Origin of the sequence: Streptomyces sp. ALI-76-A (assembly GCF_030287445.1) — a bacterium.
Taxonomy (GTDB): Bacteria; Actinomycetota; Actinomycetes; order Streptomycetales; family Streptomycetaceae; genus Streptomyces.
Genome location: NZ_JASVWB010000002.1, coordinates 1,577,858 through 1,599,447, shown reverse-complemented (window position 1 = coordinate 1,599,447; position 21,590 = coordinate 1,577,858). Strand labels below are relative to the sequence as shown.

Genomic DNA, 21,590 nt, shown 5'->3' with positions numbered 1-21,590 from the left:
ATGAACTACCAGCCCACCCCCGAGGACAGGTTCACCTTCGGCCTGTGGACCGTCGGCTGGCAGGGACGGGACCCGTTCGGCGACGCCACCCGCAGGGCCCTGGACCCGGTCGAGTCGGTGCAGCGCCTGGCCGAGCTCGGCGCTCACGGCGTGACCTTCCACGACGACGACCTGATCCCCTTCGGGTCCTCCGACACCGAGCGCGAGGCGCACATCAAGCGCTTCCGCGAGGCGCTCGAGGCGACCGGCATGAAGGTGCCGATGGCGACCACCAACCTCTTCACGCACCCCGTCTTCAAGGACGGCGCGTTCACCGCCAACGACCGCGACGTGCGCCGCTACGCCCTGCGCAAGACCATCCGCAACATCGACCTCGCGGTCGAGCTCGGCGCCGAGACCTACGTCGCCTGGGGTGGCCGCGAGGGCGCCGAGTCCGGCGCCGCCAAGGACGTACGGGTGGCCCTGGACCGCATGAAGGAGGCCTTCGACCTCCTCGGCGAGTACGTGACCGAGCAGGGCTACGACCTGCGCTTCGCGATCGAGCCCAAGCCGAACGAGCCGCGCGGCGACATCCTGCTGCCCACGGTCGGCCACGCGCTGGCGTTCATCGAGCGCCTGGAGCGTCCGGAGCTGTACGGCGTCAACCCCGAGGTCGGCCACGAGCAGATGGCCGGGCTGAACTTCCCGCACGGCATCGCGCAGGCCCTGTGGGCGGGCAAGCTCTTCCACATCGACCTCAACGGCCAGTCGGGCATCAAGTACGACCAGGACCTGCGCTTCGGCGCCGGTGACCTGCGTGCCGCCTTCTGGCTGGTCGACCTCCTGGAGACCGCCGGTTACGCCGGTCCGCGCCACTTCGACTTCAAGCCGCCGCGGACCGAGGACCTCGACGGGGTGTGGGCGTCGGCGGCCGGCTGCATGCGCAACTACCTCATCCTCAAGGACCGTGCGGCCGCCTTCCGCGCGGACCCGGAGGTCCAGGAGGCCCTGCGCGCCTCCCGCCTGGACGAACTGGCGCAGCCCACCGCGGCCGACGGCCTCAAGGCGCTGCTCGCGGACCGTACTGCCTTCGAGGACTTCGACGCCGAGGAGGCCGCCGCCCGCGGGATGGCGTTCGAGCGGCTCGACCAGCTGGCGATGGACCACCTGCTGGGAGCACGCGGCTGACGGCACGCGCGCGTGCGGCACGGGTCGTGACCGGCCTCCGCGCGGAATGTTCCGGAATCATGCCGTCCACGGCATGAGCCCGTACCAACGTCCGCGCGGGGGTCGCGGCACGACCGGTCCGGGGCGACTCTGAGGGGTATGGGCCTGCCGCCGGTACCTCCTCAGCCACCCGGACCACCGGACGACACCCCGCCCCCGGGCGGCGGTTTCGGACCACCGCCCGACGGATACAGCCGCAACGGACCGGCCCCGTACGGCGGTTCGCCTCCGACGCAGCCGCTGAGCCCGGCCGGCGGTCCGCGCAGGCGCCGGAGTCCGCTCTACGCACTGCTGGCCCTGATCGTTGCCGCTGTGGCCGTCGCCGCGGTGGTGCTCATGGCATCGGGGAGCGACGACTCGCCCGACGAACAGCCGCCCCCCAAGAGCAGCACGAGCGGCTCTCCCCGACCGTCCTTCAGCCTGCCGACCGAGGTGCCCAGCGAGCTGCCGTCGGGGTTCCCCAGTGAGCTGCCCAGCGGTTTCCCCAGCGATTTTCCGAGTGAGCTGCCGACCGACTTCCCGAGCGAGCTCGAATCGCTGATCCCCCAGCCGGCCGGCGACGCGCTCCCGTAGTCGCCGACCCGCCTCAGACGCCGTGCGGCAGCCGCACGTACGTCACCGTCGTCTCCACCCCCCTGTCGACCAGCCGGCCCTGCGCGTCGAACGCGTCGGCGCCGTCCGTCATCCCGAAGTCGTTGTCGTTGACGAGCGCGAGCGTGCGGCGGTCCACGAGCGCGACGCCCTCGATCTTGCCGCACGCCGGCGACCGCGCCCAGGTCCACCACCAGCCGCTTGGCGAGCACCGGGACACCCGAGGCCGCAGGGTCGTCGAGCTGCTCCAGGGAGGGGGACGCCGTGTCGTCGGCCCAACGGCTCCCCAGGATGTTCGCGGTGCGGTGTCGCCGTGGGCGGTGACCGGCTGCTCGTCGAGGAGCGCACCGACAAGGCCGCACGGCTCCAGCACGTGGCAAGGTCCCAGGAAGTGCAGGAGGCCAGGACGCGACTCCGAGGGTCCTCAGTGGGTCCCTTTCCCGGTCTCCTCCGCCGGCTCCATCGAGGCCAGTGCCGTCGCGGGGTCCTGGGCTGCGCCTCCCGCAGGAACCCAGCGACCGCGTTCCTCGCGGTAGGGCCACCAGCGGCCGTCCCGTCCGAGGCGCAGCTGGCTCGGCGCGCCGACGACCGTCCAGCGGTTGCCCGTCGCCCGCAGGACCGGCCGTTCGTCCTCGTCCCAGGCCGCGTCCAGGGCGGCACGCGCGCGTGCCGCTGTCTCTCCCTCCACGGACCACTCCTCCTCGTACACGGACAGGGCCGCCGCACCTCCGTGGCGCCAGGCGCGTACGGCCAGGGCCAGTTGATCGCCGTCGCGTCCGGATCCGTCGGCGAGCCGGTCCGCGACGGCCTTCCCCGGTGCGCCCGCCGCGAGGCGGACCGCGTCCTGAGCCACCGTCGACTCCTGCTCGCCGGCGCGTGGCCGCGGTTCTGCCCGGAGCGCGTCGGCGAGCAGGCGGTGTGCTTCCGCGGCGGTCCTGGCGGCCAGGAACTCCAACGCCGCCGGATCGATGCCCGCCGCGGGCCGGGCCTCGGTGTCCAGGGAGGGCGGGACACCGGGCTGCGCGGGCAGTTCGGGCAGGGCGGGCAGCGGCGGCAGGATGTCCCCGGCCGCGTATGCCTCCGCCGCGTCCACTCCGGCGGGTTCGAGGTTCTCCTCGGCGGCTGTCCCGGCGGGCGCGGCGCCGCGCTCCTGAAGGGCGTCCAGCAGGGGGCGTTCGGCGCGTCCTCGCATCAGCAGCAGCACGAAGGGGTCCTGGTCCAGCAAGCGGGCCACCTGGTGGCAGAGCGCCGCGGTGTGCCCGCAGTGGTCCCAGGCGCCGCAGCCGCACTCGGGCTCCAGGTCGCCGATGCCGGGCAGCAGCTCGATCCCCGCCGCCGCCGCGTCCTCGACCAGGTGCGGAGGCATCTCGCGGTCCAGCAGGGCCGCCACGTGCCCCGCCCGCTCACCAGCCATGTCGACGAAGCGGTTCCACTGCTCACCGGACAGCTGAGTCAGCAGAACGTCGGACCGGTGGGCCGTACCGTCCCGGTCCTGGACGACGGCCGTGATGCGCCCCGGACGCACCGACACGGCGCCCACCGCTCCCGCGCGCGCGAGCCTGCGGCCCGTCTTCACCTGCTCGGAGTCCAGCGCCGTGTCCGCCAGTGCCTTCAGCCAGGCCTGCCCCCACCACGTCTGAGCGAAGCCCCGCCCGCGCGTGGGCGGCAACGCGGCGAACGTGCGCTCCATGTCGTCGTACTCGGTCATCGTCCGCCCCCTCGCAGCTCGACCAGGTCGGCCAGTTCCGCGTCCGTGAGTTCCGTGAGCGCCGCCTCTCCCGCGCCCAGCACGGCGTCGGCCAGCTCCCTCTTGCGGGTCAGCATGGCGGCGATGCGGTCCTCGATGGTCCCCTCCGTGATCAGCCGGTGCACCTGCACGGGCCGGGTCTGCCCGATGCGGTACGCCCGGTCCGTCGCCTGCGCCTCGACGGCCGGGTTCCACCAGCGGTCGTAGTGCACGACGTGCTCGGCCCGGGTGAGGTTCAGCCCCGTGCCGGCCGCCTTCAACGACAGCAGGAAGACGGGCACTTCACCGTCCTGGAAGCGCCGCACCATCGCCTCGCGCCGGGGGACCGGTGTGCCGCCGTGCAGGAACTGCGAGGCCACCCCACGAGCCGACAGGTGCTGTTCGATGAGGCGCCCCATGCGCACGTACTGCGTGAAGACCAGCACCCCCGCCCCCTCGGAGAGGATGGTGTCCAGCAGTTCGTCGAGAAGCTCCAGCTTCCCCGAGCGTCCGGCGATCCTCGGCCGCTCCTCCTTGAGGAACTGCGCCGGGTGGTTGCAGATCTGCTTCAGACCCGTCAGCAGCTTCACGATCAGGCCGCGGCGCGCCATGCTGTCCGCCCCGGAGATCTCCGCGAGCGTCTCGCGCACCACGGCCTCGTAGAGGCCCGCCTGTTCCCTGGTGAGCGACACGGCACGGTCGGTCTCAGTCTTCGGCGGCAGCTCCGGAGCGATCCCCGGATCGGACTTGCGGCGCCGCAGCAGGAACGGGCGCACGAGGCGGGTGAGCCGCTCCGCGGCGGCCGGGTCCTGACCGCTCTCTACGGCCTGCGCGTACCGCGTGCGGAACGTGCCGAGCGGGCCCAGCAGGCCCGGGGTCGTCCAGTCGAGGATCGCCCACAGTTCCGACAGGTTGTTCTCCACCGGGGTGCCGGTGAGCGCCACGCGCGCGCGGGCGCCGATCGAGCGCAGCCGGCGTGCGGTGTCCGCGTACGGGTTCTTCACGTGCTGGGCCTCGTCCGCCACCACCATGCCCCACGGAACCCGGCCGAGCCGTTCCGCGTCCAGGCGCATCGTGCCGTACGTGGTGAGCACGAACTCCCCGGCGGCGGGCGACTCCAGGCCGCGGCGCGGCCCGTGGAAGCGGCGCACGGGCGTGCCGGGCGCGAACCGTTCGATCTCCCGCTGCCAGTTGCCCATCAGCGACGTCGGGCACACCACGAGCGTGGGGCCGGCGGTCGCCGGGTCGGTCTGCCGGTGCAGATGCAGCGCGATCAGGGTGATCGTCTTGCCGAGGCCCATGTCGTCGGCCAGACAGCACCCGAGCCCCAGCGACGTCATCCGGGCCAGCCAGCTCAGGCCGCGCAGCTGGTAGTCCCGCAGTGTGGCGTCGAGCGCGGCGGGCTGCCCGACCGGCTCCTGCGCCTCCGGGTCCGTCAGCCGCTCCCGCAGGGCCGCCAGCCACCCCGTGGACTGCACGTCGAACCGGTGGCCGTCCACCTCCGTCGAGCCCGTCAGCGCCGCACTGAGAGCCTCGACGGGCGTCACCTTGCGGTCCTGCCGGGCCCGGGCCCGGCGCACCTCCTGAGGGTCCACGAGGACCCACTGGTCACGCAGCCGCACCACGGGGCGGTTGGCTTCGGCCAGCCGGTCCAGTTCCTCGCGCGTGAGCCGCTGGCCGCCCAGGGCGAACCACCAGTCGAAGGCGAGCAGCGCGTCGGCCGACAGGAACGACGGCGTGTCCGAGGAGACGGTGTCCGGTTCCCGGGTGTCGTCGGGCGGACCCACCACCGCGCGGGCGGTCAGCTTGCGGGCCAGTTCCTTCGGCCAGTGCACCTCGACTCCGGCGCCGGAGAGCGTTCGCGCGCCGTCACCGAGGAGTTCGGCGACCTCCTCGTCGGCGAGGTCGACGGCGTCCGGCACGGCCGCCGAGAGCAGCGGCGTGAGCGGCGGCCAGGCCCGTGCCGCGCGGCGCAGGGCGAGCAGAACGTCCATCCGCGCGCGCGGCCCGAAGCCCGAGCCCGGGGCACCGGAGCCCGCTCCCGCGCCACCGGTGCCCTTCCACACCTCGGCGGCGTCCGCGACGAGCGCCGGGTCGCTCACGCTGTGCACCTGGAGCACGGCCCTGAACGCCACCGGGGTGTCGTCGTCCGGCTCGGTGGCCAGCCCCGACGCCTCGACCCGCAGCGAGAGCCGTACGCCCGCGTCGTGGCCCGCGGCGACATCGGCCGCCCAGGCCCGCTGCTCGGGGAGGTGCTGCGGTTCCCCTGCCGCGTAGGCGGACCCTCCGGTGACCAGCGGGGCCGCGGGGGAGCGGGGGAGCGTGTCGGCGACCGCGTCCAGGAAGGCCCGCAGCAGCCGTTCGGGGTCGGGCAGCCGCAGGGGTCCGGCTCCGTCCAGGGGCACGGCGTGTGCCTCGGGCGGCATGGCGGCGGCGAGCCGGCGGACGCGCTCGACGTCGTCCGTCCCCAACGGGCCCGTGCGCCAGGCGTCGTGGTCGCCGGCGGACAGGCCGGGCAGAAGCAGTCCGCGAGCGAGGAAGTGCAGGGCCAGCACGGTCGCCGTGCCCCAGAAGGCGGTGCCGCGGTCGGCGTGCGGAAGGGCACGCGCGCGCGTGAGAACCGGCAGGGCCGCGCGTACGGGGAGCAGGACGGCGGGCACGCTCACCCGCTCGACACCGACTTCGCCGGGCAGCACGACGGTCAGGTCCCCGGCCCGGCCCGACGCGACGACGGGCGGAACGCCGCCGTCCGGCCGCCAGAACGCGACGGCACCGGTGCGGGCCGGGTCGCCGGGGAGGAACACGGCACAACAGTCGGCGAACTCGGCCGGTTCGGCTGATTCGCCGCGTTCGGCCGGTTCGGCTGGTTCGGCGACCTCGGACGGGTTTGCCGGGGGAGTCTTCTGCGCAGCGATGACTTATTCCTCAAATTTGACTACCGAGGGATGCGATCGCCGAGGGTACACCTGTCCGGCCTTCAGTCCGCCATCGTCAACTGTGATCCGGGTCACTTGGCGCTGTGGGGTGGCGTCGGCCCCCTCCCGCACGGCGCTGACCCCCGCCCGTACACGGGGGGTCGCCTCATGGCCGCCGCAGGTCATCGGTCCGTACGTTTCCTCAGGTCAGAGCGTTCGCCTGAGACAGAGCCGGAGTCCCGCATGCCCCAGATCACGCCCACGCCCACAAGCATGTCCACGCTCGCCCTCCGCCCCCGGGACACGTCCGGCTCGCCACCCGGCGGGAGCGAGTTCACGCCGCTCCTGCGCGCGGCCAGGAGCCGGCATCTTCTGGTACGCCGGTACGGGTGGTACGCGCGCGTCATCACGGTCAACGCCCTCGCCCTGGCCGGCGTGGTCACGGGTGTCGTCCTGCTCGGCGACTCCTGGTGGACCCTGTTCCTCGCACCGGTGCTCGCGGTGTTCAGCGCGCGCACCGCCTTCATAGGACACGACGCCGGGCACGCCCAGATCACCGGCGACAAGGCGGCCGGACGCCTCATCGGCCTCGTCCACGGCAACCTGCTCCTCGGGATGAGCTACTCCTGGTGGAACAACAAACACAACCGGCATCACGCCAACCCCAACCACATCGACAAGGACCCCGATGTCGCCGCCGATGTCCTCGTCTTCACCGGCGAGCAGGCGAAGGAGCGCATGGGCTTCCGCGGCTGGCTCACCCGGCACCAGGCCTGGCTGTTCTTCCCGCTCACCCTCCTGGAGGGCGTCGCCCTGAAGATCCAGGGTTTCAGGGACCTGCGCCGCCAGTCGCCCGGAGAGCGGTCCGTGGAGGCCGTGCTGCTGGTCAGCCATCTCGCCGGCTACGCCACGCTGCTGCTCACCTCCATGTCGCCCGGCAAGGCCCTCGTGTTCGCCGTCCTGCACCAGGCACTCTTCGGCCTGCACCTGGGGCTGTCGTTCGCGCCCAACCACAAGGGCATGGAGATGCCGGACGCGAACGGTCGGCCGTGGGGGCATCTGCGGCGTCAGGTGCTCACCTCGCGCAACATCCGCGGCGGCGCCGTGACCGACTGGTTCCTCGGCGGCCTCAACTACCAGATCGAGCACCACCTCTTTCCCAGCATGCCCCGTCCCCATCTGCGACTCGTCCAGCCCCTTGTGCGCGCCCACTGCGGGGCATTGGGTATTCCCTACACGGAGACCGGCCTGGTCGACTCGTACCGGCAGGCTCTGCGTCACATGCACGAGGTGGGCGAGCCCCTGCGCGGCGAGTAGGGGCTCATGTCGGGGATGTCTCAGGGGCGTCTCAGGGTCGTGATCCGGAACCGTGGGAGGCGCGGGCCCGTTTTTCCTGGACAGAGAGCGGCAGTGGCCGCGAAGGAGGCGACGTACATGTCGAAGAACGCGAAGATCGCCGCAGGGGGTGTGGCGGTCGGCCTCATCCTGCTGATCTGGCTGCCCTGGTGGGCCGCGCTCCTGATAGTCCTGGGAGTGCCCGCCGCCGCGTACCTCGCGCTGGACCCCTCACAGCGGCGCAGGCTGCGCCGCTCGACCCGCAAGGAGCTCGGCCGCTGACGGCCTGCCGGTCGGTCCGCCCCGACCGCCGGCGCCACACAGGACGTCGACCGCATCGCCGCTCGCGGGCCCGGCAGGGGCACGGGTCCGCGAGCGGCCGCCCGACGGCCCCGCGGGGGCGGGTGACCACCGTCGAGCCGGCGGCTGACGTAGCCGTCGGCTCGACCCTGTCGCTGACGGGGCCGTCGTCAGCCGCCCGCCGGCGCAGTCCTCGGCGAACCACAGCTGGCCGCTGCTGCCGGGTGTGCTGTCCGCTGCTGACGGGCGCGCCACCCGCGGCTCTCACAGTGGGCGTACGGCCATCTTGTCGAGCGCCTCCAGAAGGCCCGGCAGTTCCGGCCCCCGGCCCACCGGCAGGACCTCGCCGGGCTCGTCGTCGAGCAGGACGAACGCGATGTCGTCGGTCCTCGCCACCAGCGACCAGCCGGGGCCGTCGGCGCGCAGGGTCCGGGCGTCCCCCGGGGCGAACGACGACCGCACCCGACCCAGCGGCGGCGGTGCGTCCACATACGCCCGGGCCTCCGCGAGGACGCGCCGGATGCCGCTGTGACCGGCCTCGGACCCGTCCCGTTCAGCACCCTGACCATGTCCGCCGTCCCCGGAGAGGGCGTCCCTCCCAGGTCCTTGGGAGACCTCGTCGTCGGAGTTCCCGCCGGGCCTGCCCGGGAACTGCGCGTCGTCGATCTGTTCCCGCCAGATCGCCCACTGGAGCGCGATCTCGTCGGCGCCCAGCCGCCGCTGGGCCGGTCCCCAGGTGGAGGTGTCCGGCGGTGTCAGCGGGTCGCATTCCGCGATCCCGGGGTCGGGATCGTGCGGCGCCGGCACGCCGGGGGCCGCCACGGCGACCTCCAGGGGCCAGCCCGGCAGCGCGGCGACCACCGTGCGCTCGTCGGGCGACAGATCGTGCTCCATGCCGCAGTCCCACGACGCGATGGCCACGGCGACCAGTGACACGTCGTCGACGACCACCGTCCATCTGGCACCGTCGCCGTCCTGGCCGAGTACCAGGCCGTACCCGTCGGCCAGCGGCGCGAGCCCCAGCGCCGCGCAGGCCTCCGGATAGTCGTCGCCCAGCACGCTCGGGAACTTCGCCGGCGTCAGCAGCACCGCCGTCAGCACGTAGAGCGCGTCGTCCGCGGCGGCGACGGCGTCCTCGTCCGTCCCGGCCATCCCAGCCTCCCCATCGGTAGGTCCAACCGCGCGCACCCTAGTGCGCCGGGAAGCCGCTTGTCACGACTCCCCGGTCCACCCGGAGCTGCGGTTCTCCGGCCGGACGGGACGAATCGACCGTCCGTCGCCGCGACGTCAGGCCGCCGGCAGCCCGAGCAGCGCCCGCGCCACCGTGCGGGGCGACTCGTCGCGCTCCCGCGCGAGCGCGATCACGGCCCGGCAGGCCAGCTCGTTCACCCCGAACGACAGCGCCTCGGGGGACACCCAGCCCGCGGCCTCGTCCATCTGTTCCTGGTCGTCCTCCGCGCAGGCCGAGACGTAGGCGGCCGCGGCCTCGAACAGATTGTGCGGGCGAGCCTCCCGGTCGCTCCTCGCCTCGGTGCGCAAGGCGCCGAGCAGTCTGGCACCGGACTCGCGGACCCTGCCGAACATTCCCACCACCGTCCCCCTGTGTGATTGCCTGACCGAGCGTCCGTCTCCCTGTCGTTCAGCGTAGAGCTGGAGCGTCGGGGCAGAGGGCGAACCGCTCCTGAAGGCCTTCCGCCACACACCTCCTCGCGCCCTCACCCGGGACCCCGTCCGGGGCAGGGTCCGGCTGCGCGGCCGGCCGTACGGCTGCCGCCGCCCCGGCGGGCGCGCACCACGCGCGGCGCCGACGGCGGCCACCTGGATGCGGGACAGCCCGTCCAGGACAGAACCGCGAGGTCGGGGTCCACCCGCACGGCTACCGGCTGGACGACCTCGGCACCCGCCCGGTCCCGGGTATGCGGGCCTGTCCGGTACGCCGCGCGGGCCTGTCGGCGGTTTCTCCCCCGAGCGAGCCGAGGACGCCGCACCACAGGGGAAGAGCCGCACGGGCCCGTCAGGCCTCGCGGACGGCGAGCGCCAGGAACCGGTCGTCCTCGTCGACGTACGACGTCAGGTGCCACCCGGAGGCGGCCAGCAGCGGACGCAGGGTGGGTTCCGCGCGCAGATCGTCCTCGGTGATCCGCCGGCCCTGGCGAGCAGCGAGCGCCGCCCGGCCGATGGGGTGGAACAGCGCCAGCAGGCCGCCGGGACGCACCACGCGCGCCAGCTCCCGCAGGTTGTCGGCCGGATCGGGCAGGTGCGAGATCAGTCCCGCGCCGAACACGGCGTCGAGCGACTCCGCGCGCAGCGGCAGCGCGGTCACGTCGGCGAGCAGCAAGTGCCCGTCCCGGCTCCGTCCGGCCCGTACGGCGGCCTCCAGCATGGCCGGAGTCAGATCGGCCCCGACCACCACCCCCGAGGGCCCCACGGCCGCGCGGAGCGGTGTCAGGGCGCGCCCGGTGCCGCAGCCGGCGTCGAGCACGCGATCCCCTTCGCGCAGCCCGAGATCCGCGACCGCGGCGGCATAGGCGGGACCGTCGTCGGGGAACCGGCGGTCCCAGTCGGCGGCGCGGACGGTGAAGAACTCCTGCACACGTGTGTGGTCGTCGCTCATGTCCCGCATGATCCCTCACCTCACCCCCTGTCTCACCGACAGGGACGACGCCTCGGTGCACACGTTCGAGCATGACGCGATCGTTCCGGCGCATCCCGCGTCATATTCCAGCACCTTTCGAAATGCGCCCTCTTTGTGCGCCCCTGCCCCGACTAGCGTCCCGGTGCCATGGGACACCTGGACCACGCCGCCCTGGGGTGGCTTACCCCCGCGCTGTCGTACGTGATGGCCTGCATAGGCGCCGCACTCGGACTGCGCTGCACCGTCCGCGCGCTCGGCGCCACCGGACGGTCGCGCCGGAACTGGCTCGTCACCGCCGCCTCCGCGCTCGGCACTGGCATCTGGACCATGCACTTCGTGGCCATGCTCGGCTTCAGCGTCAGCGGCACCGACATCCGCTACGACGTACCGCTCACGATCGTGAGCCTGCTCGTCGCCATGGTCGTCGTCTGCGCCGGGGTCTTCGCCGTCGGCTACAGCCGCGACCGCACCCGCGCCCTCTTCCTGGGCGGACTCACCACGGGCCTCGGCGTGGCGAGCATGCACTACCTGGGGATGGCGGCGGTACGCCTGCACGGCGGCGTCGACTACGACCCCGCGCTCGTCGGACTCTCCGTCCTGATCGCGGTCGTCGCGGCGACGGCGGCCCTGTGGGCGGCGCTCAACATCAAGTCACCCGTCGCTGTCACCATCGCCTCCCTGATCATGGGGGTGGCGGTGACGAGCATGCACTACACCGGGATGTTCGCGGTGAGTGTGCGCGTGGTGCCCTCCGGGGCGGCGCTGCCCGGGGCCACGGCGATGCAGTTCATCTTCCCCCTCGCCGTCGGCCTCGGGTCCTACCTCTTCCTGACCTCGGCCTTCGTGGCGCTGTCGCCGACCACGGCAGAACGCCGGGCATCCGCCTCGGCTCGGACGCCGATCGAGACCGCGGCCTCCTAGTGCCGTGGCAGGCGACGTTCGCCCCGTCGCGACGCCCGGCACGCCCTCTCGCCGCACCGGCCGAAAGCCCAAGTACATCCAGTACGAGGGCTTCCGGCCGGCACGCCGAGAGCACGCACCGGACGCCGCTCCTTGGCGGGCAAACGTTGCCTGCCGCGGCACTAGACAGGACCTGGTGGCACGCAGGACCGCGATCGCCCGGACGGCGACACGCCCCACCCACTCCCCAGCGAGGAGGCCATGCGTACCCCGCGTAGGACCCTCACAGGCGGCGCCGAGACGCCGTCCCCGCCCCCCGTGCGCGGCCGCCGCGCACACGCAAGACCACCGGCCGACGAGAGCCCCGACGAATCCGTGGGCGCGATACCGGACGACGCACCCGCGCGCGCGGGACACTGGCGTCTGCGGCCGCGGACGGTGCGAGCCAAGATCGTCTGCCTGCTGATGGTCCCGGTCGTCTCCCTGCTCGCACTGTGGGCGTACGCCACCGTCACCACCGCCCAGGACGTGTCCCGGCTGCGGCAGGTGCAACGCGTCGACGCCACCATCCGGACCCCCGTCGGGGAGGCCGTGGCCGCGCTCCAGACCGAACGGGCGGCCGCCGTCCGCTACGCCACCCACCCGTCGGCCGGGCGGAGCGACGACCTCGACAAGCTCGCACGGCGCACGGACCGCGCCGTGGCCGGGCTCCGGCTCGGCGACGACAGCACGATCGCCGACAGCGAGGAACTGCCCGCCGGCGTGGCCCAGCGGCTGGAAGCCTTCGTCACCGGAGCCGAGCGACTGCCCTCGCTGCGCACCGCCGTCCTCGACCGCCGAGTGGGCTGGAACGAGACGTACGGGCGGTACACGACGACCATCGCCAGTGCCTTCGGCGTGCGCGGCGCCCTCACCGGCATCCAGGACGCGGAGCTCGGCTCCGACGCCCGCGTCCTGCTCGAGTTCTCCCGCGCGGGAGAGGCCCTGGCCCAGGAGGACGTGGTCCTGGACAGCGGGCGCCTGTCCGGCGGTCTGTCGGGCGAGCGGCTGCGGCTGTTCACCGGGGCTGTCGAGACCCGCCGTGCCCTGACCGAGTCCGCCGCGGCCGACCTGCGGGGCCCCGAACGCGCCGCCTGGCGCGGCCTCGCCGACGGCGGCGCCTACGCCACCGTCGGAGCCGCCGAGGACAGGATCCTCGCCGCCGGTCCGGGCTCCCGGGCGATCGGCGCTGCGCCGCAGGGCACCTGGGACCGGGCGCACGCGCGCGTGCGGGACGGCATGCGGACCATCGAACAGGACGCGGGACGCGAGGTCGCGGACCGGGCCGACCCGTTCACCCGCGGTCTGCTGACCCCGGCCGGAGCCGCCGTCCTCCTCGGCCTGGTCGCCGTCGCCGCGTCCCTCGTGATCTCCGTGCGCATCGGCCGCGGCCTGGTGATCGAGCTGGTGAGCCTGCGCAACAGCGCCCTGGAGATCGCTCGCCGCGAACTCCCCGAGGCCATGCGGAAACTACGCGCGGGAGAGGAGATCGACATCGAGGCCGAGGCCCCGCCCGGGCCGCCCGCGGAGGACGAGAGCGGCCAGGTCGCCGAAGCCCTCGCCGTCGTGCACCGCGCCGCGCTCCGAGCCGCCGTGGAACGCGCGGAGCTCGCCAGCGGCATCTCCGGGGTCTTCGTCAACCTCGCCCGCCGCAGCCAGGTCCTCGTCCACCGCCAGCTCAGCCTCCTCGACAGCATGGAACGCCGCTCCGACGACCCGAACGAACTGAGCGACCTGTTCCGGCTCGACCACCTCACCACCCGGATGCGGCGCCACGCCGAGAGCCTGATCATCCTCTCCGGGGCCGCGCCCGGCCGTGCCTGGCGCATGCCGGTCTCCCTGACGAACGTGGTCCGCGCCGCCGTGTCGGAAGTCGAGGACTACGCGCGCGTGGAGGTACGCCAGCTGCCCGACGCGTCCGTCGTCGGAGCGGCCGTCGCCGACCTCACCCACCTCCTCGCGGAGATCATCGAGAACGCCGCCCAGTTCTCGCCGCCCCACACCCGCGTGCGGATCACCGGCGAACCCGTCGGCAACGGCTATGCCGTCGAGGTCGAGGACCGCGGCCTGGGCATGGGCAGGGAGACGCTCGCAGAAGCCAACCGGCGCATCGAGCAGTCCGAGACGCTCGACCTGTTCGACAGCGACCGGCTCGGCCTCTTCGTGGTGAGCAGGCTCGCCGCCCGGCACGCCATCAAGGTGCACCTGCGTACCTCGCCCTACGGGGGAACCACCGCGGTGGTCCTGCTGCCCACCGCCCTGCTGCACTCCGGCGCGACGGAACGTTCCCCCCGGACGTCGGCGGACGCGGAACGGCAGCCGGAGCACGCGTACGCGCGCGTGCCCGCCGCCCAGCACCAGGGGCCCGTCCCGGCGCAGGCCGACCGCCCCGCACTGGTGTCCCCCGCACCGGTCGCGGCCCGGACCACGACCGACACCCCACCCCCCGGAGTCACCACCTTGCGTCTGCACCGGCCCCCGGACGACGACTCCCGCGACCACGCCCCTGAGGACTCCGACGACCTGCCCCGTCGGGTACGGCAGGCGCATCTCGCGCCCCAACTGCGCGAACGGCCCGCCGAGGAAGCGGCGCGGGCATCCGTCCCACAGAGCGACGACCGGCGCACCCCCGAACTCGTACGGGACCGCATGGCGGCGTACCGAGAGGGCTGGACGCGCGGCGGCGGCGGCCGGCGGCCCGGCCGCGGAGCGACCCCGGATGCCCCAGCGGGCAGCGACAGCAGCGAAGGAGATCCCTCATGATCCAGGACCCGAGTATGAGAGCCGCCCAGCGGACCGGTGAACTCGACTGGCTGCTGGACGACTTGGTGGTGCGAGTGAGCGAGGTGCGGCACGCGGTGGTGCTGTCCAACGACGGGCTCGCGGTGGGTGCCTCGACCGATCTCCGCCGTGAGGACGCCGAGCACCTGGCCGCCGTCGCCTCCGGTTTCCACAGCCTGGCCAAGGGCGCAGGCCGGCACTTCGGGGCCGGCGGCGTGCGCCAGACCATGGTGGAGATGGACGACGGCTTCCTCTTCGTGGCCGCCGCGGGCGACGGCTCCTGCCTCGCCGTCCTCACCGCCGTGACCGCGGACATAGGCCTGGTCGCGTACGAGATGGCACGGCTGGTCAAGCGCGTCGGCGAGCACCTGTACACGGCACCACGGGCCGGTGCGCGGCCCCCCGTCGCGGGATGACGCGAGAAGGCGGTCCAGGCACATGACCGAGGACATGACGGGCACTCAGCGCGAGCAGGGCAGCCAGTGGTACGACGGCGAGGCCGGCCCCCTGGTGCGTCCGTACGCCATGACCGGTGGACGCACCAGACCCGGTCCCACCGGGGTGCGCTTCGACCTGATCGCCCTGGTCACCCTCGACACGGGCACGCCCGGCTTCGACGACGACACCGCGCTGGGCCCGGAACACCGGGCCCTGGTCGACCTGTGCCGCGCGGAGACGCAGTCGGTCGCGGAACTCGGTGCGGGCGCGGACCTGCCGGTGGGCGTGGTCAGGGTCCTCCTCGGCGACCTCCTGGAACTCGGCCGGGTCACCGTCAGCCGACCCGTGCCGCCCGCGCAACTCCCCGACGAACGGATTCTGCGCGAAGTGATCGAAGGGCTGCGGGCCCTATAGATGCACGCGCGCACCCATCCGGTCCCGAGCGGCGCCCCCTTGTGCGCCCTTTCGCACACCGCATGGCCACGACTCGGTCAGATCGCGCACATAGCGGTCCAACACCCTCGGAGAGAGGCCGCGGTTGTCATCATGCTGACGTCGCGCCCCCGCACCGAGGCCGCCGCGGGCGGACCGTCCGCCGGGACGCGGAACCCACTCCCCGAGGTCGACCGTTGCCGGCCCTCCCGAGAGAAGTGATCGATGGTCTCCGAGCACTCCGACGCCCAGGACGGCGAGACGACCGCCCTGGCGTTGAAGATACTGGTCGCCGGCGGGTTCGGCGTGGGCAAGACGACCCTGGTCGGTGCCGTCAGCGAGATCCGGCCGCTGCGCACCGAGGAACTGCTCAGTGAAGCAGGGCAGTCGGTGGACGACACCGGTGGCGTGGACCAGAAGGTCACCACCACGGTCGCCATGGACTTCGGGCGGATCACCATCCGCTCCGGCCTGTCCCTCTACCTGTTCGGCACGCCGGGCCAGGACCGCTTCTGGTTCCTGTGGGACGAACTCTCCCAGGGCGCCCTCGGCGCGGTGGTCCTCGCCGACACCCGCCGCCTGGAGGACTGCTTCCCGGCGGTGGACTACTTCGAGCACCGGCACATCCCGTTCGTGGTGGCCGTCAACTGCTTCGCGGGCGCCCGGACGTACGGCGCCCAGGACGTCTCGCGCGCCCTGGATCTCGACCCGGGCACGCCCGTGGTCCTGTGCGACGCCCGCGACCGCGACTCGGGCAAGGAGGTGCTGATCCGGCTGGTCGAGTACGCCGGGCGGATGCACACCGCCCGGCTGCTCGACTCGGTGGGTTGATCCGCGCCGTCGGGCCCGGTGCCGTCCTCAGTCGGCGACGGCCTTCTGCGCCAGGACCTTCTCGACCGCGACCCGTACGAGGAGTTCGCCCGGCACGCCGTTCCGGGCGCCGAACTCCTCGGCCCGGTCCTCGCCCATGTACCGCGCCGCGATGCGGCCGGCCCAGTGCCGGACATGGTCGAGTTCCTCGATGATCCGGGCGCGGCCCTGGAGCACCACGAAGTCGAAGGGCGGCCGGTCGTCGTCCACGCACAGCGCGACCCGGCCGTCCCGGGCCAGATTGCGCCCCTTCACCGTGTCCTTGCCGGTGTTGAACACCACGTCGTCCCCGTCCAGCAGGAACCAGATCGGCGCCACGTGCGGGCTCCCGTCGGAGCGTACGGTGGACAGTTTTCCGGTGCGGGTTCCGTCGGAGACGAACTCCCGCCATTCGGTGTCAGTCATCTTCTCTGCCATGGCTCCATCCTCCTTGCCCGGACGCCGGTCGTAAGGAAGGCTGGCGGGGAGAGATCCTCCGGCCAGGGAGGAGATGTCACACGGGGAGACCGAACCATGGCGCAGAACCGGGGACTTGGCTGGCTGCTCGACGACCTGACCGAGCGCGTGGAACACGTACGGCACGCTCTGGTCCTGTCCAACGACGGGCTGGTGACGGGGGCGAGCACGGGACTGCGCCGCGAGGACGCCGAGCACCTCGCCGCCGTCTCGTCCGGATTACACAGCCTGGCCAAGGGCTCGGGACGGCACTTCGGCGCGGGCCAAGTGCGGCAGACGATGGTCGAGTTCGACGACGCGGTGCTGTTCGTCACCGCCGCGGGCACCGGCAGCTGCCTGTGCGTGTTCAGCGGCGCGGAGGCCGACATCGGCCAGATCGCCTACGAGATGACCCTGCTCGTCAACCGGGTCGGCGAGCACCTCACGATCGACGCCCGCCGCCCCGGGCGAAACCCCGGAGAGGACGTCTGACGTCTGACCTGCTCTTTTCTCGACTCCCCTGGAGTTATCCACAGGCCCGTTCCGCGATGCGCCGAACCGGCTACCGTTTCTGTCACCGCGAACGCACACCGCGTGAGCACCGACTCCACGGGGGAGACCGGCCATGCCGACCGACACCATCACCACACCCCACCGCCTCTCCTGCGCGCCGAGCCGTGCCGCCCGTGAACTGGGCCTGAAGCGGGGCGAGTTCGATCTCGCCGTGCACCTCGGACACGTCCGTACCCTGCCGGACGAAGGAGGCGGGGGCCGACGCGTCCCCCGCTCCGAGATCGACCGGCTGTGCGCGGGCGAAGGTTTTCCCGACTCCCTGCGCGAGCGGGTGAAGACCGTGGGGGCCACGGAGGGCGCGGCGGTCATGGAGGTGCCGCCGGGCCGCTTCACCCGCCTGGCACGCCTCGGCCTGGTGGTGCCGGTCACGTTCTATCTCAACCGCTACCGCACCGTGGTCTGGCAGTACCTCGCCGAGGAACTGCGGCAGTTCGCGGTGGACGAGAAGAACTCCCGGCTGCTGCGGGCCCGCATGCCCGAGGGACTGCGTGACCAGCTCGACGCCGGCCTGGACCTGCGCCCCCGCAACTGGCGCGGACGACACCTGGGCTTCCTGCTGCGGCAGGCCACCGATCCGTGGGAACAGGCCGGAGCCGTGGCCGCGTTCCTCGACCCCGTCCAGGTCGCGGAGATCGTCACGGACCCCTACGAGCGCTCGCACGTGAACCGCTTCCGGCCCGGACCGCCCACCCACGGCGCCCCGGGATCACCCGCCGCACGCCTGGCCGAGAGGATCATGACGGCGGACGATCCGGACGAGATCGGGTGGCTGCGGAGCGACCTGGCTCGCTGCCTGGAGGAGGCACGGGAGCAACAGCCTGCGCCGCGCCCCACGGCACGACCGGGCCCGTCCGTGGGGCACCGTCATCCGTCCCCGTCCGAGCAGCCGCGTCCGCCCCGGAAGCTGCTGGGCTGGCTGCGCCGTGGCCGGGACACATCCCGGCCGGCTGAGCCCCTGACCACCCGTCCCGGTTCCACAGGCCCGGAGCAACCCCTCCCGCGTCTACAAGGCCCTGAACAGCCCTTCCTGGACGACCGACACCAGCAGCCTGCCCTCCAGGTCGTAGATCCGGCCGCGGGCCAGCCCTCGTCCGCCCGTCGCGATCGGTGACTCCTGGTCGTACAGGAACCACTCGTCCGCGCGGAACGGCCGGTGGAACCACATGGCGTGGTCCAGCGACGCCATGTCGAAGCCGCGCGGACCCCACAGCGGTTCGACCGGGATGCGGACGGCGTCCAGGAGGGTCATGTCGCTGGCGTAGGTCAGCGCGCAGGTGTGCACCAGCGGGTCGTCGCCGAGCGGCCCGACCGCGCGCATCCACACCGCGCTGCGCGGCTCGGCGTCCTTGACCTCCTCGGTCCTCCAGCGCAGCCGGTCCACGTAGCGGATGTCGAAGGGCTGGCGCCTGGCCATCCGTTCCAACTGCTCGGGCAGCTCGCCGAGATGCTCCCGGATCTCGTCCGTGACCGTCGGCAGGGACTCCGGGTCCGGGACCTTGCGGGCCGGCGGCAACTGGTGCTCGAAGCTCCCCTGTTCAGGTTTGTGGAAGGAGGCGGTGAGATTGAAGATCGTGCGGCCCTGCTGCACCGCGGTGACCCGGCGGGTCGTGAAGGACCGGCCGTCCCGCACCCGCTCGACCTGGTACACGATCGGCACCCCGGGCCGGCCAGGACGCAGGAAGTACGCGTGCAGCGAGTGCACCGGGCGGTCGCCCTGCGTGGTGCGACCGGCGGCCACCAGCGCCTGGCCGGCCACCTGGCCGCCGAAGACGCGCTGCAGGGACTCCTGCGGGCTGCGGCCCCGGAAGATGTTGACCTCGATCTGCTCCAGGTCGAGCAGGTCGACGAGCTTCTCGGCCGGGTTCGTCGTCATGGGTGGGATTCTCCTGTGCTCACAACTGGCCGACGTCGGTGACACGAACGATCGCACGGCCCTCGGCGTCGGAGGCCGCGAGGTCGACCTCCGCGCTGATGCCCCAGTCGTGATCGTCGTTCGGGTCGTCGAAGATCTGGCGGACGCGCCACAGGCCGTGCTGCGGCTCCTCCTCGATCAGCAGCAACTTGGGGCCGCGGGCGTCCGGTCCGGTGCCGAGGTCGTCGTACTCGTCCCAGTACTTGTCCATCGCCTCGCCCCAGGCGTCGGCGTCCCAGCCGGAGTCCGCGTCCATCTCGCCGAGCTCCTCGACCTGGTCCAGGGCGGCGAGCTCGACCCGACGGAACATGGCGTTGCGGACGAGCACACGGAAGGCACGGGCGTTGGTGGTGACCGGCTTGACCTCGTCGGCCTTCTCCTGGGCCTCCTCCGCGGTCATCACCTCGGGGTTGGCGAGCTGCTCCCACTCGTCCAGCAGGCTGGAGTCGACCTGGCGCACCATCTCGCCCAGCCACTCGATCAGATCCTGCAGGTCCTCCGACTTGATGTCGTCCGGGACGGTGTGGTCGAGGGCCTTGTAGGCCCCGGCGAGGTAGCGCAGCACGATGCCCTCGGTGCGCGCCAGCTCGTAGTGGGACACCAACTCGGTGAAGGACATCGCCCGTTCGTACATGTCCCGCACGACGGACTTCGGCGACAGCGGATGGTCGCCCACCCAGGGGTGGCTCTTGCGGTAGGTGTCGTACGCGTGGAAGAGGAGCTCCTCCAGGGGCTTCGGGTACGTGATGTCCTGGAGCCGTTCCATGCGCTCCTCGTACTCGACGCCGTCCGACTTCATCGCGGCCACGGCCTCGCCGCGCGCCTTGTTCTGCTGGGCGGCGAGGATCTGCCGCGGGTCGTCCAGCGTCGACTCGACGACGGACACCATGTCCAGGGCGTAGGACGGCGACTCCGGGTCGAGGAGTTCGAACGCGGCCAGCGCGAAGGTGGACAGCGGCTGGTTGAGGGCGAAGTCCTGCTGAAGATCGACCGTCAGCCGGACGATACGGCCCTCGGCGTCCGGCGTGTCCAGCTTCTCGACGATGCCGCCGTCCAGCAGCGAGCGGTAGATCGCGATCGCGCGCCGGATGTGCCGCAGCTGCTGCTTGCGCGGCTCGTGGTTGTCCTCCAGCAGGTGCCGCATCGCCGCGAAGGCGTTGCCGGGCCGGGCGATCACCGACAGCAGCATCGTGTGCGTGACCCGGAAGCGGGAGGTCAGCGGCTCCGGATCGGAGGTGATCAGCTTCTCGAAGGTGTTCTCCGTCCACCCGACGAACCCCTCGGGAGCCTTCTTGCGGACGACCTTGCGGCGCTTCTTCGGGTCGTCGCCCGCCTTGGCGAGCGACTTCTCGTTCTCGACGACGTGCTCGGGAGCCTGGGCGACCACGAAGCCCGCCGTGTCGAAGCCCGCCCGTCCGGCCCGGCCCGCGATCTGGTGGAACTCACGGGCGCGCAGCGTGCGCACGCGGGTGCCGTCGTACTTGGTCAGCGCCGTGAACAGGACGGTGCGGATGGGGACGTTGACGCCCACGCCCAGCGTGTCCGTGCCGCAGATGACCTTCAGCAGACCGGCCTGGGCGAGCTTCTCCACCAGACGGCGGTACTTGGGCAGCATGCCGGCGTGATGGACGCCGATGCCGTGCCGCACGTACCGGGACAGGTTGCGGCCGAACTTGGTGGTGAAGCGGAAGTTGCCGATCAGCTCGGCGATCTGGTCCTTCTCCGCGCGGGTGCACATGTTGATGCTCATCAGTGCCTGCGCCCGCTCCACGGCCTGCGCCTGCGTGAAGTGCACGATGTAAACCGGTGCCTGTTTGGTCTCCAGCAGCTCGGTCAGCGTCTCGGTGAGGGGCGTGAGCCGGTACTCGTAGGACAGCGGCACGGGACGGGTCGCCGAGCGGACCACCGACGTCGGGCGGCCGGTGCGGCGGGTGAGGTCCTGCTCGAACATCGCGACGTCGCCGAGGGTGGCCGACATCAGGATGAACTGGGCCTGGGGCAGCTCCAGGATCGGGATCTGCCAGGCCCAGCCGCGGTCCGCCTCCGCGTAGAAGTGGAACTCGTCCATCACGACCTGGCCGACGTCCGCGTGCTTGCCGTCCCGCAGCGCGATCGAGGCCAGCACCTCGGCGGTGCAGCAGATCACCGGGGCGTCGGCGTTGACGGACGCGTCACCGGTCAGCATGCCGACGTTCTCCGTGCCGAAGATCTTGCACAGCTCGAAGAACTTCTCCGACACCAGCGCCTTGATCGGAGCCGTGTAGAAGGTGACCTCGTCACGGGCCAGCGCGGCGAAGTGCGCGCCCGCCGCGATCATGCTCTTGCCCGAGCCGGTGGGCGTCGACACGATCACGTTCGCCCCGGAGACCACCTCGATCAGCGCCTCCTCCTGGTGGGGGTAGAGGGTGAGACCGCGCTCCTGGGACCACGCCTCGAAGGCTTCGTAGAGGGCGTCGGGGTCGGCGGTCGGCGGCAGCTGATCGATGAGGGTCACACACCCAT

The 21,590-nt window shown here is 72.4% G+C and carries 19 protein-coding genes and 1 pseudogene; 11 read left to right on the top strand and 9 right to left on the bottom strand.

The window, feature by feature from the left end; translation table 11 throughout:
• Both xylA and QQS16_RS08125 read left to right on the top strand, forming a co-directional pair.
• Positions 1–1,167 (top strand): xylose isomerase, encoded by a 1,167-nt coding sequence (gene xylA, locus QQS16_RS08130; RefSeq protein ID WP_286060941.1) that lies wholly within the window; start codon positions 1–3, stop codon positions 1,165–1,167.
• Positions 1,168–1,305: 138 nt separating this feature from the next.
• Entirely contained in the window at positions 1,306–1,779 is a 474-nt protein-coding gene (locus QQS16_RS08125) for a hypothetical protein (protein WP_286060940.1), read from the top strand.
• A gap of 13 nt (positions 1,780–1,792) precedes the next feature.
• Here the strand turns inward: QQS16_RS08125 and QQS16_RS08120 are convergent.
• The 3 genes and pseudogenes from QQS16_RS08120 to QQS16_RS08110 form a co-directional block, all read right to left on the bottom strand.
• Positions 1,793–2,111: pseudogene (locus tag QQS16_RS08120) on the bottom strand (esterase-like activity of phytase family protein); the annotation flags it as partial.
• A 110-nt stretch (positions 2,112–2,221) separates the two neighbouring features.
• Complete coding sequence (locus QQS16_RS08115; RefSeq protein WP_286060939.1) at positions 2,222–3,505, bottom strand: SWIM zinc finger family protein; 1,284 nt, start codon at positions 3,503–3,505, stop codon at positions 2,222–2,224.
• On the bottom strand, positions 3,502–6,438 hold the full coding sequence (locus QQS16_RS08110; RefSeq protein ID WP_502963893.1) for an SCO1167/SCO6262 family helicase: 2,937 nt from the start codon (positions 6,436–6,438) through the stop codon (positions 3,502–3,504). The genes QQS16_RS08115 and QQS16_RS08110 overlap by 4 nt, the downstream gene beginning before the upstream one ends.
• A 273-nt stretch (positions 6,439–6,711) precedes the next feature.
• Between QQS16_RS08110 and QQS16_RS08105 the strand changes: the two genes are divergently transcribed.
• A complete protein-coding gene (locus QQS16_RS08105) occupies positions 6,712–7,755 on the top strand; it encodes a fatty acid desaturase family protein (RefSeq protein ID WP_286066250.1) in 1,044 nt (347 codons plus the stop codon).
• Between the two features lie 117 nt (positions 7,756–7,872).
• A complete protein-coding gene (locus tag QQS16_RS08100) occupies positions 7,873–8,055 on the top strand; it encodes a tail-anchor membrane protein (RefSeq protein WP_286060937.1) in 183 nt (60 codons plus the stop codon).
• 282 nt (positions 8,056–8,337) lie between these two features.
• On the opposite strand, the gene QQS16_RS08095 is transcribed toward QQS16_RS08100, so the two are convergent.
• The 3 genes from QQS16_RS08095 to QQS16_RS08080 form a co-directional block, all read right to left on the bottom strand.
• Positions 8,338–9,225 carry a hypothetical protein gene (locus tag QQS16_RS08095; protein ID WP_286060936.1) on the bottom strand — a complete coding sequence of 296 codons (888 nt, stop codon included), beginning with the start codon at positions 9,223–9,225 and terminating at the stop codon, positions 8,338–8,340.
• Between the two features lie 135 nt (positions 9,226–9,360).
• Positions 9,361–9,657 (bottom strand): hypothetical protein, encoded by a 297-nt coding sequence (locus QQS16_RS08090; protein WP_286060935.1) that lies wholly within the window; start codon positions 9,655–9,657, stop codon positions 9,361–9,363.
• 430 nt (positions 9,658–10,087) lie between these two features.
• Entirely contained in the window at positions 10,088–10,687 is a 600-nt protein-coding gene (locus QQS16_RS08080; protein WP_286060934.1) for a class I SAM-dependent methyltransferase, read from the bottom strand.
• A 168-nt stretch (positions 10,688–10,855) separates the two neighbouring features.
• On the opposite strand from QQS16_RS08080, the gene QQS16_RS08075 reads away from it, so the two are divergent.
• From QQS16_RS08075 to QQS16_RS08055, 5 genes are all read left to right on the top strand, one after another.
• Positions 10,856–11,629 (top strand): MHYT domain-containing protein, encoded by a 774-nt coding sequence (locus QQS16_RS08075; protein ID WP_286060933.1) that lies wholly within the window; start codon positions 10,856–10,858, stop codon positions 11,627–11,629.
• Positions 11,630–11,869: 240 nt separating this feature from the next.
• Positions 11,870–14,410, top strand: a complete 2,541-nt coding sequence (locus QQS16_RS08070; protein ID WP_286060932.1) for a sensor histidine kinase — start codon at positions 11,870–11,872, stop codon at positions 14,408–14,410.
• A complete protein-coding gene (locus tag QQS16_RS08065) occupies positions 14,407–14,844 on the top strand; it encodes a roadblock/LC7 domain-containing protein (protein WP_286060931.1) in 438 nt (145 codons plus the stop codon). The genes QQS16_RS08070 and QQS16_RS08065 overlap by 4 nt, the downstream gene beginning before the upstream one ends.
• A 22-nt stretch (positions 14,845–14,866) precedes the next feature.
• The gene (locus QQS16_RS08060; protein WP_286060930.1) at positions 14,867–15,280 is read left to right on the top strand and encodes a DUF742 domain-containing protein; all 414 of its coding nucleotides are present in this window, start codon (positions 14,867–14,869) and stop codon (positions 15,278–15,280) included.
• Between the two features lie 243 nt (positions 15,281–15,523).
• The gene (locus QQS16_RS08055; RefSeq protein WP_286060929.1) at positions 15,524–16,129 is read left to right on the top strand and encodes a GTP-binding protein; all 606 of its coding nucleotides are present in this window, start codon (positions 15,524–15,526) and stop codon (positions 16,127–16,129) included.
• A 27-nt stretch (positions 16,130–16,156) separates the two neighbouring features.
• Here the strand turns inward: QQS16_RS08055 and QQS16_RS08050 are convergent, their stop codons facing one another.
• A complete protein-coding gene (locus QQS16_RS08050; RefSeq protein ID WP_286060928.1) occupies positions 16,157–16,585 on the bottom strand; it encodes a PPOX class F420-dependent oxidoreductase in 429 nt (142 codons plus the stop codon).
• Between the two features lie 96 nt (positions 16,586–16,681).
• Between QQS16_RS08050 and QQS16_RS08045 the strand changes: the two genes are divergently transcribed.
• Both QQS16_RS08045 and QQS16_RS08040 read left to right on the top strand, forming a co-directional pair.
• On the top strand, positions 16,682–17,095 hold the full coding sequence (locus QQS16_RS08045) for a roadblock/LC7 domain-containing protein (protein WP_286060927.1): 414 nt from the start codon (positions 16,682–16,684) through the stop codon (positions 17,093–17,095).
• A 133-nt stretch (positions 17,096–17,228) separates the two neighbouring features.
• Positions 17,229–18,287: a DUF6397 family protein gene (locus tag QQS16_RS08040; protein ID WP_286060926.1), complete on the top strand. Its 1,059-nt coding sequence runs from the start codon at positions 17,229–17,231 to the stop codon at positions 18,285–18,287.
• Here the strand turns inward: QQS16_RS08040 and QQS16_RS08035 are convergent.
• A complete protein-coding gene (locus QQS16_RS08035) occupies positions 18,180–19,049 on the bottom strand; it encodes an acyl-CoA thioesterase (RefSeq protein WP_286060925.1) in 870 nt (289 codons plus the stop codon). The genes QQS16_RS08040 and QQS16_RS08035 overlap by 108 nt on opposite strands.
• 19 nt (positions 19,050–19,068) lie before the next feature.
• Positions 19,069–21,582: a DEAD/DEAH box helicase gene (locus QQS16_RS08030; protein WP_286060924.1), complete on the bottom strand. Its 2,514-nt coding sequence runs from the start codon at positions 21,580–21,582 to the stop codon at positions 19,069–19,071.
• Positions 21,583–21,590: the final 8 nt, after the last annotated feature.